This window comes from Pseudoalteromonas rubra (assembly GCF_005887095.1).
Classification (GTDB): domain Bacteria; phylum Pseudomonadota; class Gammaproteobacteria; order Enterobacterales; family Alteromonadaceae; genus Pseudoalteromonas; species Pseudoalteromonas rubra_E.
Window position 1 is genome coordinate 1 of sequence record NZ_PNCI01000059.1, and the last position, 15,566, is coordinate 15,566.

Consider the following 15,566-nt stretch of genomic DNA (forward strand, 5'->3'; position numbering starts at 1 on the left):
AACAGGTTTAAATGGATCCCGCATCGCGTGCGGGATGACGACGGAGTTGTTGGAAGTGTGGCAGAGCAGGGTGAGCCTGAAGCCACTGCTGCAAGGCTATTTCGTAGGCATGACAAATACACCGGAGCAAACCTACTCAGCACTGAAAAACCGGTTTAAACAGCTCTCGCATCGGGTGCGGGATGACGGAGGAGTTGTTGTTGCAAACGTTGCTCGTTCAGGCTGGCAGCTGAATCATTGACGGCGCACAATGAACGAAGAACAGGATTGTATCTAATAACAAACAGATTTAAATGAATGACTAAACTTCGTTTTCAGGTTAGAGACGATTAACCATTGCGAAAAAATGATAACTGTATATACTCACAGTAAATGCACTGTATGGAAAACCAGTTATATGCGACCACTTACAAAACGACAAGAGCAAGTTTTTGAACTTATAAAAGTTTTCATTAAGGATACTGGCATGCCGCCGACTCGAGCAGAGATCGCGGATTCGCTTGGGTTTCGCAGTGCAAATGCTGCAGAAGAGCACTTGAAAGCATTGGCCAAAAAAGGCGTAATCGAAATGGTACCTGGTGCAAGTCGAGGCATTCGTTTGGTTGAGGACGAACCTGAGCAACTGGGTTTGCCTTTAATTGGTCGAGTTGCCGCAGGCGAGCCGATACTTGCGCAAGAACATATTGAAAGTCATTGCTCAGTTGACCCTGCTATGTTTCATCCTGCCGCAGACTACCTATTAAGAGTCAATGGTATGAGTATGAAGAACATTGGGATTATGGATGGAGATCTATTGGCAGTGCACCGTACTCAGGTTGTGAATAACGGCCAGGTTGTCGTTGCTCGGGTTGAGGAAGATGTAACAGTTAAGCGTTTTGAGAAGCTAGGTAAGAAAGTATACTTACATGCTGAAAATGAAGATTTCTCTCCTATTGAAGTGGATCTAGAGCAACAGAACTTCTCTGTCGAAGGCCTGGCCGTCGGCGTGATTCGCAGTGATATTTAAATATTTCCTACCGCCCGGCGCAACATAAGTCGGGCGAATTTTACGTCTTGTAAACACTTATACTCAGCCATCCCAAGTGCTGCAGCGTATGAGTGAATCCTAACAAACAGCTATTTTTCAAATATTTCCCTACCATAGAAATCAAAATCAGCGTCAGATAAAAACTTGCTAAACGGTTAAATTTTGACTAGTTGTTAAGTGGTCGTGCAGTACTCATGGGATAACCCAAGTGAAATGACAGTCATCCGATAATAAGAACCGTTGCTTCTCACACTTGAAGCAATTGAGGGAGACGTCTAATGAAAATAGCCAAACTCATCACAATTGCGATGTGTTTACTTGTCAGTACGTTTACGTTCGCAAGTGACTATAACATGCGCACAGGTGTTACTGACATTAGCAATCAGGTATATCAATTGCACATGACCATATTCTGGATCTGCTGTGTGATTGGGCTGATTGTCTTCTCCGTCATGTTTTGGGCTCTGATCCATCATCGACGCTCTAAAGGTGCTGAACCTGCACAATTTCACGAAAGCACTAAAGTCGAAATCCTCTGGACAGCTATTCCTTTTTTAATTTTGGTTGCAATGGCGGTGCCTGCAACAAAAACATTAATTGCGATGGAAGATACCGATAAGGCCGATCTAACCATTAAAGTAACCGGCTCACAATGGAAGTGGCACTATGAGTATTTAGGCCATGATGTGGACTTCTATTCTCTTATGTCTACGCCGAGAGCGCAGATCGATAATAAGCAGAACAAAACAGAAAATTATTTGCTTGAGGTTGATAAACCTCTGGTCATTCCTACTGGCAAGAAAGTACGTTTTTTATTGACCTCTGATGATGTAATTCACTCTTGGTGGGTACCTGATTTTGCAGTTAAAAAAGACGCTAACCCAGGGTTTATCAACGAAGCCTGGACGAATGTAAATGAGCCCGGAACCTATCGTGGTCAGTGTGCTGAGTTGTGCGGTAAAGATCATGGCTTCATGCCTGTCGTTGTAGAAGCCAAACCTGAAGCAGAGTTTCAGGAATGGCTTGCCAATGAAAAAGCACAAAGAGCACTTGCTGCTCAGCAAGAGGCTGCCTTACTTGACCAAACGCTCAGTAAAGAAGAGCTTATGGCTACAGGGGAGCGTGTTTACATGGCCTATTGTGCGGCGTGTCATCAACCTACAGGGCTCGGTCTACAAGGTGTGTTTCCTGCATTAAAAGGGAGCGCAATGGTAACCGGGGATTTACAGGCTCATATTGAAATTATTATGGAAGGGCGTCCTGGCACCGCAATGCAAGCGTTTGCGAAGCAACTATCGTTAAAAGAAGTCGCGGGAGTTATCACTTATAAAAGAAATAGCTGGGGGAATGATACCGGGGAAGTCATCCAACCTAGTCAAATACAAGCCTACCTTGACGGTAAACAGGAGGAAGCCAAATGACTTCTAGTACACAGCAGGCTGCTCTTGATCAAGAGCATGAGCATGACCACCATGGTCCGGCTACCGGAATTAAGCGTTGGCTTTTTACGACTAACCACAAAGACATAGGTTCCTTGTATTTACTGTTTTCGTTGTTGATGTTCCTGATCGGTGGCGGCATGGCTATGGTCATTCGGGCTGAATTGTTCCAGCCAGGCTTGCAGCTTGTTGATCCACACTTTTTTAATCAAATGACTACAGTGCATGGTTTGATCATGGTATTTGGTGCTGTCATGCCTGCTTTTACAGGCCTTGCAAACTGGATGGTGCCCATGATGATCGGCGCTCCCGATATGGCACTACCACGCATGAATAACTGGAGCTTTTGGATCCTGCCATTTGCATTTCTTATTTTGCTTGCCTCGTTATTTATGGAAGGCGGTGGCCCTGCGTTCGGATGGACATTCTATGCGCCACTCTCCACGACTTATAGCAACGATAACACCGCATTATTTGTCTTTGCTGTTCATATTATGGGTGTTAGTTCAATCATGGGTGCAATCAACGTCATTGTGACTATAGTCAACATGCGCGCTCCGGGTATGACATGGATGAAGCTACCACTGTTTGTATGGACTTGGCTGATTACCGCCTTCCTGTTGATTGCGGTAATGCCTGTGCTTGCTGGTGCGGTGACTATGGTGCTGACAGATAAGTACTTTGGTACAAGTTTTTTTGATGCTGCCGGTGGTGGTGATCCGGTCATGTTTCAACATATCTTCTGGTTCTTCGGCCACCCTGAGGTATATATCATGATTTTGCCTGCTTTTGGGGTGATTTCTACAATCGTGCCGACATTCTCGAGAAAGAAACTGTTTGGTTATGCGTCTATGGTCTATGCGACATCTTCCATTGCGCTTTTGTCGTTTATCGTGTGGGCACATCATATGTTTACCACAGGTATGCCGCTGGCGGGTGAACTCTTCTTTATGTACGCGACCATGCTTATTTCCGTGCCTACGGGTGTAAAGGTCTTCAATTGGGTGGCCACAATGTGGCGTGGCTCAATTAGTTTTGAAGTTCCCATGCTCTTTGCTATCGCATTTATCGTGTTGTTTACGCTTGGCGGCTTCTCCGGGCTGATGCTGGCGATTACCCCCGCTGATTTTCAGTATCACGATACCTATTTTGTGGTCGCTCATTTTCACTATGTACTGGTGACAGGCGCAGTTTTCTCTATCATGGCTGCCGCTTATTACTGGTTACCCAAGTGGACGGGTTACATGTATAGCGAGACATTGGCCAAATGGCACTTTTGGCTGTCTCTTATCAGTGTAAATATCCTCTTTTTCCCTATGCATTTTGTCGGATTGGCGGGGATGCCAAGGCGGATCCCTGACTATGCTCTGCAGTTTGCGGATTTTAATGCTTTGATCAGTATCGGGGGGTTTGCATTTGGTTTGTCACAATTACTGTTCGTGGCTGTGGTCTTTAAGTGTATCGCAGGTGGTCAGCGTGCGCCTGCTAAAGTATGGGATGGCGCTGAAGGGCTAGAGTGGGAGGTTGCTTCGCCTGCGCCTTACCACACTTTCAGTACCCCCCCTGAGGTGAAGTGATGCATACCCCGTTGCTTAGAAAACTTGTGCTGTTGGTTTTGGGTATGTTTGCATTTGCATTTGCACTGGTACCGCTTTACGACGTGTTTTGCGATATAACCGGTTTGAATGGCAAAGTAGAGCTGACAGCGGCTGAAGCAAGCGAAGAGCAAGATTTGGCAAGACGAGTTGATGTCAGTTTCACGACCCACACTCAAGGGCAGGCACCTTTCAAGGTGAAAGCGGCGACTTATCAGGTAACAGTAACACCTGGCACGTTAACCGAGGTGAACTTCACAGCCGAGAATCTAAGTAGTGATGCTCGGATTATGCAGGCTATTCCCTCGGTTTCGCCCGGTATGGCAGCTAAGTATCTGCATAAACTCGCTTGTTTTTGCTTTGACCAGCAGAGTATGCAGGCTCGCCAGAAAATGTCATTTACGTTGCGCTTCTATGTAGATACTGAACTGCCCAATGACATTGCAGAGCTGACACTCGCATATACGCTCTATGACATCACAGACAGAAAAGCGGCCGCTCATAACGGGCCAGCAATGAATCTCATGGATGGCACGGTAAGCGAAGACTATGCTCAGAGCATACAGGCCGCAGTGTATCAACAAATACGAGGAATAAGTCATGGCTAGTGGTTACGAAAAATACTATGTACCAGAGCAAAGTCCGTGGCCCATAGTGGGGGCAATTGCGCTGTTTGGTGTAGCCGTAGGAGGTGGGTTAACAGTAATGGAGAGTCCCAGTGGTCAGTTCATCTTGTATGCGGGAATTGGCCTGCTGTTGTTTATGCTGGCTGGGTGGTTTCGGCACGTCATTCATGAGTCACAAGAAGGCTTATATTCGGCGCAAATGGACCGCTCTTTTCGTCAGGGCATGGCTTGGTTTATTTTTTCGGAAGTGATGTTTTTTGCTGCATTTTTTGGTGCTTTATTTTATGCCCGAATGTTTGCTGTTCCCTGGCTTGGTGGGGCAAGTAACAATGCTATGACGCACGAAATACTGTGGCCCAGCTTCGAGGCAGTGTGGCCGCTACTGAGTACACCAGGTGGAGATACAACACAGGCGATGGGCTGGCAGGGGTTACCCCTTATAAACACCATTATTCTCCTCATCTCTTCCGTCACTTTGCATTTTGCGCACAGTGCAATGGAGCAGGACCAAAGAAACAAAGTAAAAGTATTTTTGGGGCTCACCATTCTTTTGGGCTTTGCGTTTCTTGTACTTCAGGTAGAGGAGTACATACATGCTTATCAGGATCTGGGGTTAACTCTAGATGCAGGGATTTACGGCAACACCTTCTTTATGCTCACAGGCTTTCACGGCATGCATGTCACGCTCGGAGCCATTATTTTAGCTGTGGTGTGGTTAAGGGTGATGAAAGGCCATTTTAGCGCACATAACCACTTTGCGTTTCAGGCTGGCGCGTGGTACTGGCATTTTGTGGACGTGGTTTGGCTGTGCTTGTTTGTGTTTGTGTATGTGTTATAGCGTTCGGGGCTGGATTGAAGTTGAGCCAGCCCAACCCTTTCGCAATGAGAATAAGCAGTAACACGCTTGCAGAGAAAAATACCCTTTTACCGAGGAGCCGAGACATAGATTCACCAGAGTGATCTCCTTTGAGCATAATGAACAAAGCTCGAAACAGGTTATAAATGATGCTGAAAAGCAAAACAATAATAATTAACTTGAGTAGCATGGCATATGACGCAGATAAGTATAAGTAGATCAAAGGTTAGCGCATATTGCACATTTTTGGCAGTGAGTGTTGTGGTATGTACATGCTTGGCTCTCTCTGTGTGGCAATGGCAAAGAGCAGCCCAAAAATCTTACCTGATTGAGAAGCGGCAAAGCGACCAGGCACCACATGAGTTTAATGCGCTTACAGATCTGCAAAACCAGGCGGCATTAGAGGGAAAACAGTTTCGGATACGTGGATACTTTGACGAATCACGCTACTGGTTGCTCGACAACCAGATAGTCGATGGATTACCAGGCTATGACGTGGTGGCTCTGTTTCGCCCTGAATATCGTGACGAATGGCTTGTCGTTAATTTGGGATTTGTACCTGCAACACAAAGTCGTACGGTATTACCAAAAGTTGAGCTACCTGCCTTACAACAAACAATCGACGTTGAGTTCAAAATCGGTAAGTGGGCGGGATTTACTCTGGCAACTCAGCCTGACTTAAATGCTACGCAGCCACAGCTGCTCCAGTATCTAGATCATGCATTTTTTATTTCTCAGACACAGCGCTCTGTTGCGCCCACACTCGCGTATGTTTCTCGTCCCGTTACTACGGCAATTCTACCTCATTATGAGGCGGTGGTGATGGGACCGGAAAAGCATAGAGCCTATGCATTGCAATGGTTTTTACTGGCCGTTGCGGCGATGATCATTCCCTATTTTGCCTTTAAAAGGAAGCATGATGAGTAAGGTTCCAGGATTATTTTTAGCGTGTTGTATCATACCTTTGCTTGCTGCCTGGCTCGTACTCAGGTCTGGATGGCAACCAGACACGACGACCAATCAGGGGCGGTTTTTAAGTCAGGAAATCATACTGGGTGTACCAGAACAAGCGCACAAAGCTTGGTTTATTGCATTGAATCAACCAAGAGACTGTAATCAGGCATGCCTGGGTCAGTCAGAATTAATGGACCAGTTAGTTGTTGCTTTGGGAAAGCATCGTCAGCAAGTTGGTCTTTTGTTGCTGGGGGAAGGTCAGAGCGAAGTGGCCAGCGTAATACCGGAAGCACCAGTATTGTCACCGGGGGCGTTTTATTTGGTCGACAAGCGTGGTCTGGTCGTACTGGAATATTTACCACAGCAGGACCAAACTGCAAACAGAGTATTGCTCAAAGGCCTGCTGAAAGATCTAAAAAAACTCTTGTCTTATGAACGAAGCAGTTCTGGAGGTAGTCAATGACGCAGGGATTTAAAAAGCTGGTTTTGATGTCAGCGTTGCTCGCAGCACTGGTTGTATCCTTAGGTGCCTACACCCGGCTAAGTAATGCAGGTCTGGGATGTCCGGACTGGCCCGGCTGTTATGGTTTTTTGACGGTGCCTAATGAAGCACATGAACTGAAATCTGCACAACAAAAGTTTCCCGGTAGCGAAGTCCATCAAAAGAAGGCCTGGATTGAAATGGTACACAGGTATTTTGCCGGTGGGTTAGGGTTAGTCGTTGCCGCGATTTTCATTTTAGCACTGCGTCATCCTAGCTATAGTAAAGGGATCAAAGGCTTGTCTACTTTGCTTGTCGTATTAATCGTGTTTCAGGCGCTGCTGGGTATGTGGACAGTGACGATGAACTTGCAGCCATTGATTGTCATGGGCCATTTGCTGGGTGGGTTTACCATACTCAGCCTGTTGACCCTGCTGTGGCTTAAAGCCAGTAAGCCGCCTGCCGTCACTATTACGCATTTATCAGGCCTGAGAGTGATAGCACTCAGTGTACTCATGGTTTTGATAATACAAATTGCACTGGGAGGATGGCTGGCTGCAAATTACGCTGCACCACACTGCCGAGGATTGCCGCTGTGTGAAAATGGTGAGCTGTTCTCGCTGAGTAGCTTGTTTCAGTTACCACACTCCTCTGCCAGCTATGAGTTCGGTGTCTTACCTTTTGAAACTCGTCTTTCTATCCACCTGGTTCATCGGATTTGGGCCATGGTAACGCTGGCCGCTATTTTGTTTCTTTGCTGGAGACTTTATGTGCGTATTCCTGACATACGTGTAAGGCCTGTTATTTTGTTCCCGGCTATTTTGGTGCTGTGCCAAGTTCTTTTAGGGGGGGCAATTGTACATTGGCAGTTCCCCTTGTTGCTGACGTTGTTCCACAACGTGATGGCTGCACTTTTGTTACTGTCACTGGTTCGGGTGTGTTATCTACTGTTTTATCAATCCAGGGGGTAAGGTATGGCGATGAGCGTACAACAACTCGGCTCTGTTTTTCCTGATTTCTTTTCCGGTATGAAGCCTTACCTGGCGATTACCAAAGCCAAGGTGGTTTTGATGCTGGTGCTGACGGCCTGGGTGGGTCTCGCACTTGCACCTGATTTAGGGCGTAGTTATGGCCAGCAATTAATGAGCTTAATATCAATTGGCCTGATCTCTGCGTCGGCAGCGGCCATCAATCATGTCGTAGACCGTAACAGAGACAGTAAAATGGCAAGGACGCGCCATCGGCCTCTTGCCATGCAACAACTCTCTGTATCTAAAGCGCTACTCTTTGCTGCCTGCCTGGCCGTTACTGGGACCATAGGTCTTTTATGGTTTAGTAATTGGTTATGCGCGGTACTGACTTTGCTGGCATTACTTGGCTATGCCGTTGTATATACTGTGTTTCTCAAGCATATGACACCACAAAACATTGTGATTGGTGGGCTCGCAGGTGCGTTACCACCATTGCTCGGTTGGGTTAGCGAGACGGGTACTTTGGCAGCAGAGCCCTGGTTGTTGGTTATGATTATTTTTGCCTGGACGCCGCCTCATTTTTGGGCACTGGCGATCGCTCGCAAAGCGGATTATGCAAGAGCAGGGATCCCCATGCTGCCCGTCACACATGGGATACAGTTTACCAAGCTATGTATGGTCGTCTATACGGTGTTGCTATCCCTGGTATGTGTGTTGCCATATTTGATTGGTATGGTGGGACTTGTGTATCTGGTTTCGGCTTGCATCCTCAATGGGGTTTTTACATTTTTAGTTGTGCGCCTGTACGTGGATCATACAGCGCAACAGGCGATGGGGGTTTTTCGTTTTTCTATCTGGTATTTGCTGTTACTCTTTATCTTATTATTCGTAGACAGAGCACTGGTATGAAAACCCTTTTTATTCTTTTTGTGGTGCTGGCAATGTTAAGTGGGTGTCAGCCAGCACCGAAAGTATCTGAATTTGCCGTACATTACGAGCAAAGTCGGACACTAAAGCCGTTCGTTCTGGAAGATCAACATGGCCAGCAGGTGACGACTGAACAGCTAACTGGACAATGGAGCTTGCTGTTTCTCGGCTACACACACTGCCCCGATATATGCCCTATGACCTTGGCTAAGCTGACAAATATTGCTGCATCGCTGGAGTCTGTCCAGGCTGTCAATGTTTGGTTCGTTGCTGTTGATCCACAACGTGATACTCAGGAAAAGCGCAAACAGTATATAGACTATTTCAACCCTCGGTTTGTCGCAGCGTCTGCACCGCATAACGTCTTATTTCCATTTGTTAGAGACATTGGTTTGATCTATGCCATTAATAACAGTGATGAACCCGAGTATTATGTTGACCATAGTGCATCCATTGCATTGGTTAATCCAAAGGCACAGTTGGAGGCAATATTTAAACCAGAGTTCAAGGCCGGAGAAGTGCCCGTTATCAATGCCGAACAGCTCATAGACGACTTTAAAGTAATCGTGTCCAAGTACTAGTGAGCTGAGTAAAGTCACTGAATTTAATAATTAATTATTTCTTTTCCGTTATAAATATGGCAATTTCACGGTCACGGTCTAATCTATTCATATCAATAAGATTTGCAAGGAATGTGCAAGGCACATGATTAAACTCCCCTCAGAGCTTGTGATAAACCAGGTTGAAGAGTTGCATCAACAGTTGTTGCTAGAGCTCGAAGCTGGTCATGCCATTTCTTTAGACATTAGTGAAGTACAGCATGCGGACACGGCTTCAATTCAACTGTTGTGCGCGCTGCAAAAGTATTTATGGGATATTGAGCAGCAGATCATGTGGGTAGGCGAAAGTGCTGCATTGTCTTTATCTGTTGAGAAACTAGGGTTAACCGAACTTTTATCTATCAGTAGTACGAATTAAGAGGTCATTATGAAAAAGATTTTAGCTGTGGATGATTCTGCTTCGATGCGTCAGATGGTTGGCTTTACATTGAAAAAAGCAGGCTTTGATGTGGTAGAAGCTAAGGATGGCAGTGAAGCACTCAATCTGGCTAAGCAACAAGGGTTTGATGCTGTGATCTCAGATGTGAATATGCCGGTGATGGACGGTATTACATTAATACGAGAGTTGCGTAATCTGCCAGACTATAAATTCACGCCACTTCTGATGCTGACCACTGAGTCTGGGTTGGACAAAAAAAGCGAAGGTAAAGCAGCAGGTGCGACAGGATGGATTGTGAAACCATTTAATCCGGAACAACTACTGGCTGTACTGAAAAAAGTAATTCGTTAACCCTTACGAGGTGCTGCCATGAGTATCGACTTAAGTCAGTTTTTCGACGTTTTTTTTGAAGAAAGCTTTGAAGGGCTTGATGCGATGGAGTCCGAGCTACTAAGTCTCGAGCCGGGGAAAGAAGATCAGGAAACCATCAACACCATATTTCGGGCTGCACATTCGATAAAGGGAGGCAGCGGTACCTTTGGCTTTACGGCTGTCTCTGACTTCACTCATGTACTTGAGACGTTGCTTGATCAAATTCGCAATGGAGAACGCCAGCTCACCGCAGAGCATGTAAACTTGCTGCTCAAGGCCGTAGACTGCTTGCGTGCTATGTTGACGGCGTTACAAGCACAGCAGGAGCCCGAGCAAGAGGAAGCGAATGAGCTAAAGTTGCGGTTTGAAGCCATCCTCAATGGCGACAATGCCTCAAGCAGTCAGGCTGAAGAAGTCAGCGAACCCGGAGAAAGTTCGAGTCTCCCTATCACCTTTCAGATCGACTTCAAGCCATTGCCTTATCTGTTCAAAACAGGTAATGAACCCTTGTTTATGATTGCGGAATTAGCTGAACTTGGTGAATTAGAAACGCAAGTATTACATGATGAACTGCCTAAATTTAAACAACTCAACCCCGAGGATTGTTATTTATATTGGCGGTTTTTTCTGACAACGACGCGCGGGGAGAGCGCCATTCGGGAAATATTCGAATGGGTTGAGGATGATGCCGAGATCACCATAGTTCAATGTGGAGGTTTGTTCGAAGAACCCGCCAGTGAGCCCTCTGAAAGCGATACGCAACATCCCCCTGGTGAGCCCGAATCGCAGGCTGATAGCTCAGCCCTTACAAAACCTGTTCAGGAAATAAAGAAAGAATCACCACAAGTTAAAGATGCCCGAAAAAACGCCGATCCCAGTACGACTTCCATTCGGGTGGGTATCGATAAAGTCGATTCATTGATTAACATGGTCGGTGAGCTGGTCATCACACAGGCAATGCTTAGCCAGATTGGCGAGCAGGAAATAACGGAATCCAGTATTGCCGCATTACAGGAAGGTCTGGCACAGTTGGCGCACAATACGCGTGACCTTCAGGAAAATGTGATGCGTATTCGTATGCTACCGATAAGCTTTGTTTTTAGTCGCTTTCCCAGGCTGGTACGAGACATCTCACAAAAACTGAACAAGCAAGTTGAGCTTAAGTTGATTGGAGAGCAAACTGAGCTGGACAAAACGGTGATGGAAAAGCTCTCGGATCCTATGGTGCACTTGGTGCGCAACTCTCTGGATCATGGGCTAGAGACCCCAGAGCAACGTATCGCGCAAGGCAAAGACCCCGTTGGGACCGTTACGTTAAACGCATTTCATCAGGGCGGTAATATTGTTATCGAAATTATGGACGATGGCAAAGGTCTGGATACAGAGAAAATTCGTAATAAAGCCGTTCAAAACGGGCTGATCCAGGAAATGGATGAGCTCACAGTTGACGAAATTAATGAGCTGATATTCATGCCTGGATTTTCCACTGCCGACAATGTCAGTGAAATCTCCGGGCGCGGTGTCGGAATGGATGTGGTTCGCAAAAACATCCAGGCTTTAAATGGCTCGGTCGAGGTGAGCTCAGAGGCGGGTGTTGGTTCAACGTTTACAATTCGTCTTCCTCTCACCTTAGCCATTTTGGACGGTCAGCTCGTACAGGTTGCTGACCATACTTATATTATCCCCCTGATCTCTATTGTTGAGTCACTACAAATTGATATTGCCAAAGTGAGTAACGTTGGCAAAGGGTTACAGGTGCTGCGTTTGCGTGACGAATATATCCCGATATTGCGTTTGTACGATATTTTCAATCACAGAGGGGCGAGAGAAGAGCTCGATAAAACCTTACTGGTGGTTGTTGAAAACGACAATTATAAGGTTGGAATTCTGGTGGATGATTTGCTTGCGCAACAGCAGGTTGTCATAAAAAGTTTAGAGGCCAACTACCAACGTGTTGATGGTATATCAGGCGCAACCATTTTGGGTGATGGAACGGTGTCTTTGATCATAGATATTAGTGGATTAATCAAACTGAGCGGCCTAAGGCGGCCTGGCTCTTCAGAATTGCTTGTAGATCTGAAGGCGGATGAGGCGGTTACAGCATGACAGAGCATACAAAATTAAATCAACAATTGGTACTGGACACCGAGAGTGATGAAAAACAGTTTCTGACATTCATGATGGACCAAGAAGAATACGGCATTGATATATTAGCGGTTCAGGAAATTCGGGGTTGGGAGCCTGTCACTGTCATCCCCAACTCACCATCTTACGTGAAGGGAGCAATGAACTTACGTGGAACCATAGTCCCTATTATTGACTTGCGGCAGCGTTTTGGCATAACGCATATCGACTACGGCCCGTTAACGGTCGTCATAGTGGTGTCGGTAAAACTAAAAGAACAGACCAAATTGATGGGGATTGTCGTTGATGCCGTGTCTGATGTGTACAGCATCTCCGAAGAAAAAGCCAAAGACGTACCGGACTTTCAGGATTCTGAGAACGCCCAGTTTGTTCATGGGTTGGTCAATGTTGGGGAAAAAATGGTGGTGTTACTAAATCTGAAAAAAGTGCTCGATTTACACGACAAGAGCAGTGTTAAGAGCAGCGGGGGCTGAGATGAGTAGTCAGAGTATTCAAAGTAGTTTAAACAATAAAATCTTAATTGCGGGTGTGATCCTGATCGTCAGTATCATACTTGGGCTCCAACTTGGGGGCACAGGCTCTGAGCAAATGAAGATGTTATCGATAGCCCTACCTGTATTCGGCGTTGTAATTGCGCTGGGCTATCTCAAAATGGCGCTGTCAGTGCTGGGCGCTCAACTTGGCTGTGTATATCGTGTTCTCCCCCATATGTCTATGGATGACCAGAGTGTTTTGCATGCAATGGATCTCACAGATTTCCCTGAATTATTTCAAGCCTTAAATGTGGCTCATGAAGAACAACACTCTGACCACACACAGGGCCTGTTACTGGCTTTAAAGGGATGCCAAGCCAATATCATGGTTGCGGATAAAGACCTGAATATTGTGTATTTGAATGATTCAGTCAAATCCATGTTAAGCGCGAATGAACGTCAATTACAAGCTGACCTGCCTGGGTTTAACGTTGCGAGCCTGATTGGTACCAACATTGACTCTTTCCATAAAAACCCAAGTCATCAACGCAATATTCTGGCTAATCTGCGAGAAACATATCAAACCCAGATAAAAGTTGCCGGTTTAACGTTCGAGCTGATTGCAACGCCTGTATTTGAAGAAGGGCAGCGAATCGCGACGCTGGTGGAGTGGAAAGACCAAACTGAGTGGCTGGCGGTGGAAGAAAAGCATAGAAGCTTAGCAGAGAAAAATGCACGTATTTCGCGTGCACTGGACGTGTGTCAGGCCAATGTGATGCTAGCAGATGAGCACCTTAATATTGTTTATGTCAACGAGTCTGTGCTGGCGATGCTCAGAAAAAATCAAGAGCAGCTTCGCACGGCACTACCTAACTTTGATGCAGATACCCTGATAGGAACCAACATTGATGTATTTCATGCTAATCCGCAACATCAACGCGGCATACTGAACAAATTATCGGACGTGTACAACACAGATATAGTTATAGCGGGCTTTAACTTTGGCTTGATTGCCACGCCGGTGTTTGATCAAACAGGGATACGCATCGGTACAGTGGTGGAGTGGGAGGATAAAACAGAGCGACTGACCACAGAGAAAAAAGCGCGCCAGGTTGCCAATGAAAACCTGCGGGTGCGGCGGGCACTCGACAATGTGCAAACCAATACCATGATTGCGGACTCGTCCAATACGATTATATACATGAATCAGGCTGTGCTCGAGATGATGAGAAACGCTGAGTCTGATATTCGTAAAGACTTACCTAACTTCGATAGCAGTCAGTTAGTCGGACAAAATATTGATGTATTCCACCGTAATCCTGCGCATCAGAGACGCCTATTGGAAACCTTGTCTAAACCCTACAAAACAGAGATTAAAGTGGGGGGGCGGACTTTTGGATTGGTTGCTAATCCGATCATTACAGACACAGGTGAACGTACGGGTACCGTCGTAGAGTGGGAAGACAGAACCGGTGAAGTCGCCATTGAACAGGAAGTGAACGCTGTTGTTGAATCGGCCCGGGCAGGTAACCTGTCCGCCAGATTGGAGGTAGGTGATAAGCAGGGCTTCTATTTACGCTTAACACAAGGCCTGAATGGCTTACTGGAAAGTGTCGATTGTGCTGTAGCCGATACCGGCAACATGCTTGATGCGCTTGCCAGGGGAGATCTGACGCAGCGAATTGAAGCTGAGTATCAGGGGGCGTTTGATAAATTGAAGCAAGACGCCAACAGTACGGCCGACAAGCTAACCAATGTGTTAGAGCGGATCAGTGCCTCAGCTGGGCTGGTAGCCAGTGGTGCAGAAGAAATATCACAAGGTAATGCTGACTTGAGCCAGCGTACAGAAGAGCAGGCTTCTTCTCTTGAAGAAACAGCTTCAAGCATGGAGCAAATGACGAGTACGGTTCGTCAGAATGCAGACAATGCTAAAGTCGCAAATGAACTGGCCGAAGAAACCAGTGAGAAAGCAACGCGCGGTGGTGAAGTGGTCAATCGAGCGGTTGAAAGCATGTCCGCTATCAATGATGCGAGTAAGAAAATTGCTGACATCATCAGTGTGATCGACGAAATTGCTTTCCAGACAAACCTGCTGGCTCTCAATGCGGCAGTTGAGGCTGCGCGTGCCGGTGAGCAGGGGCGCGGTTTCGCTGTAGTCGCGGGCGAAGTACGTAACTTGGCCCAGCGTTCAGCTGGTGCGGCAAAAGAAATCAAAGATTTGATCCGAGACAGTGTAAGCAAGGTTGAAGATGGTACGCTGTTAGTGAATGAATCGGGTGAGACCCTTAAAGAGATAGTTGCGTCAGTCAGACGGGTAACGAACATGATCTCCGATATAGCTGATGCGTCGGTGGAGCAGAGCTCAGGGATTGAACAGGTTAACAAAGCGGTCACTCAGATGGATGAAATGACTCAGCAAAACGCGGCCCTGGTTGAGCAAGCGTCTGCTGCTGGAGAATCGATGGCTGAGCAGGCCAATGATATGCGTAATATGTTGAACTTTTTCAAAGTGAGTGAAGCGCCTGTTGCTCGCCAAGCAATACCGGAACAAACTAAAACGACCAATGGCCAAGCCCATACGCCGATTGGCTTGTCGGCTCCCCAAAATCGTCCAGTGCGGCAACCGCTGGAGCCAGCTGCCAACCGCTTTGCAGACGACTCTGAGGAGTGGGAAGAATTTTAACTGCTTGGAGTTCGTTAC

17 protein-coding genes are annotated in these 15,566 nt (G+C 46.6%); 16 read left to right on the forward strand and 1 reads right to left on the reverse strand.

What is annotated here, in order from left to right; translation table 11 throughout:
- The 6 genes from CWB99_RS20780 to CWB99_RS20805 form a co-directional block, all read left to right on the forward strand.
- On the forward strand, positions 1-241 hold a 241-nt coding region (locus CWB99_RS20780; RefSeq protein ID WP_212748533.1), incomplete at its 5' end, for a hypothetical protein.
- Positions 242-397: 156 nt separating this feature from the next.
- On the forward strand, positions 398-1,006 hold the full coding sequence (gene lexA, locus CWB99_RS20785) for a transcriptional repressor LexA (RefSeq protein WP_054017508.1): 609 nt from the start codon (positions 398-400) through the stop codon (positions 1,004-1,006).
- A 329-nt stretch (positions 1,007-1,335) separates the two neighbouring features.
- Positions 1,336-2,448, forward strand: a complete 1,113-nt coding sequence (coxB, locus tag CWB99_RS20790; protein WP_249332030.1) for a cytochrome c oxidase subunit II — start codon at positions 1,336-1,338, stop codon at positions 2,446-2,448.
- Positions 2,445-4,043, forward strand: coding sequence for a cytochrome c oxidase subunit I (ctaD, locus tag CWB99_RS20795; RefSeq protein ID WP_138551697.1), 1,599 nt, complete (start codon positions 2,445-2,447; stop codon positions 4,041-4,043). The genes coxB and ctaD overlap by 4 nt, the downstream gene beginning before the upstream one ends.
- The gene (locus CWB99_RS20800) at positions 4,040-4,669 is read left to right on the forward strand and encodes a cytochrome c oxidase assembly protein (protein ID WP_138551698.1); all 630 of its coding nucleotides are present in this window, start codon (positions 4,040-4,042) and stop codon (positions 4,667-4,669) included. The genes ctaD and CWB99_RS20800 overlap by 4 nt, the downstream gene beginning before the upstream one ends.
- The gene (locus CWB99_RS20805) at positions 4,662-5,525 is read left to right on the forward strand and encodes a cytochrome c oxidase subunit 3 (RefSeq protein ID WP_138551699.1); all 864 of its coding nucleotides are present in this window, start codon (positions 4,662-4,664) and stop codon (positions 5,523-5,525) included. The genes CWB99_RS20800 and CWB99_RS20805 overlap by 8 nt, the downstream gene beginning before the upstream one ends.
- On the opposite strand, the gene CWB99_RS20810 is transcribed toward CWB99_RS20805, so the two are convergent.
- On the reverse strand, positions 5,425-5,733 hold the full coding sequence (locus CWB99_RS20810; RefSeq protein ID WP_138551700.1) for a DUF2909 domain-containing protein: 309 nt from the start codon (positions 5,731-5,733) through the stop codon (positions 5,425-5,427). The genes CWB99_RS20805 and CWB99_RS20810 overlap by 101 nt on opposite strands.
- Positions 5,734-5,738: 5 nt before the next feature.
- On the opposite strand from CWB99_RS20810, the gene CWB99_RS20815 reads away from it, so the two are divergent.
- From CWB99_RS20815 to CWB99_RS20860, 10 genes are all read left to right on the forward strand, one after another.
- Positions 5,739-6,470, forward strand: a complete 732-nt coding sequence (locus CWB99_RS20815; RefSeq protein WP_138551701.1) for an SURF1 family protein — start codon at positions 5,739-5,741, stop codon at positions 6,468-6,470.
- Positions 6,463-6,960, forward strand: coding sequence for a transmembrane cytochrome oxidase associated protein (locus CWB99_RS20820; RefSeq protein WP_138551702.1), 498 nt, complete (start codon positions 6,463-6,465; stop codon positions 6,958-6,960). Before CWB99_RS20815 ends, CWB99_RS20820 begins: the two co-directional genes overlap by 8 nt.
- On the forward strand, positions 6,957-7,949 hold the full coding sequence (locus CWB99_RS20825) for a COX15/CtaA family protein (RefSeq protein WP_138551703.1): 993 nt from the start codon (positions 6,957-6,959) through the stop codon (positions 7,947-7,949). The genes CWB99_RS20820 and CWB99_RS20825 overlap by 4 nt, the downstream gene beginning before the upstream one ends.
- Positions 7,950-7,952: 3 nt before the next feature.
- On the forward strand, positions 7,953-8,858 hold the full coding sequence (gene cyoE, locus CWB99_RS20830) for a heme o synthase (protein WP_138551704.1): 906 nt from the start codon (positions 7,953-7,955) through the stop codon (positions 8,856-8,858).
- Positions 8,855-9,457 (forward strand): SCO family protein, encoded by a 603-nt coding sequence (locus CWB99_RS20835; protein ID WP_138551705.1) that lies wholly within the window; start codon positions 8,855-8,857, stop codon positions 9,455-9,457. The genes cyoE and CWB99_RS20835 overlap by 4 nt, the downstream gene beginning before the upstream one ends.
- Before the next feature lie 124 nt (positions 9,458-9,581).
- Positions 9,582-9,854: an STAS domain-containing protein gene (locus CWB99_RS20840; protein ID WP_138551706.1), complete on the forward strand. Its 273-nt coding sequence runs from the start codon at positions 9,582-9,584 to the stop codon at positions 9,852-9,854.
- 9 nt (positions 9,855-9,863) lie between these two features.
- Entirely contained in the window at positions 9,864-10,226 is a 363-nt protein-coding gene (locus CWB99_RS20845; protein WP_046007072.1) for a response regulator, read from the forward strand.
- Positions 10,227-10,244: 18 nt separating this feature from the next.
- The gene (locus CWB99_RS20850; protein WP_138551707.1) at positions 10,245-12,353 is read left to right on the forward strand and encodes a chemotaxis protein CheA; all 2,109 of its coding nucleotides are present in this window, start codon (positions 10,245-10,247) and stop codon (positions 12,351-12,353) included.
- On the forward strand, positions 12,350-12,865 hold the full coding sequence (locus CWB99_RS20855) for a chemotaxis protein CheW (protein ID WP_138551708.1): 516 nt from the start codon (positions 12,350-12,352) through the stop codon (positions 12,863-12,865). The genes CWB99_RS20850 and CWB99_RS20855 overlap by 4 nt, the downstream gene beginning before the upstream one ends.
- Position 12,866: 1 nt before the next feature.
- Positions 12,867-15,548 (forward strand): methyl-accepting chemotaxis protein, encoded by a 2,682-nt coding sequence (locus CWB99_RS20860; protein ID WP_138551709.1) that lies wholly within the window; start codon positions 12,867-12,869, stop codon positions 15,546-15,548.
- The last annotated feature ends 18 nt before the right edge of the window (positions 15,549-15,566 follow it).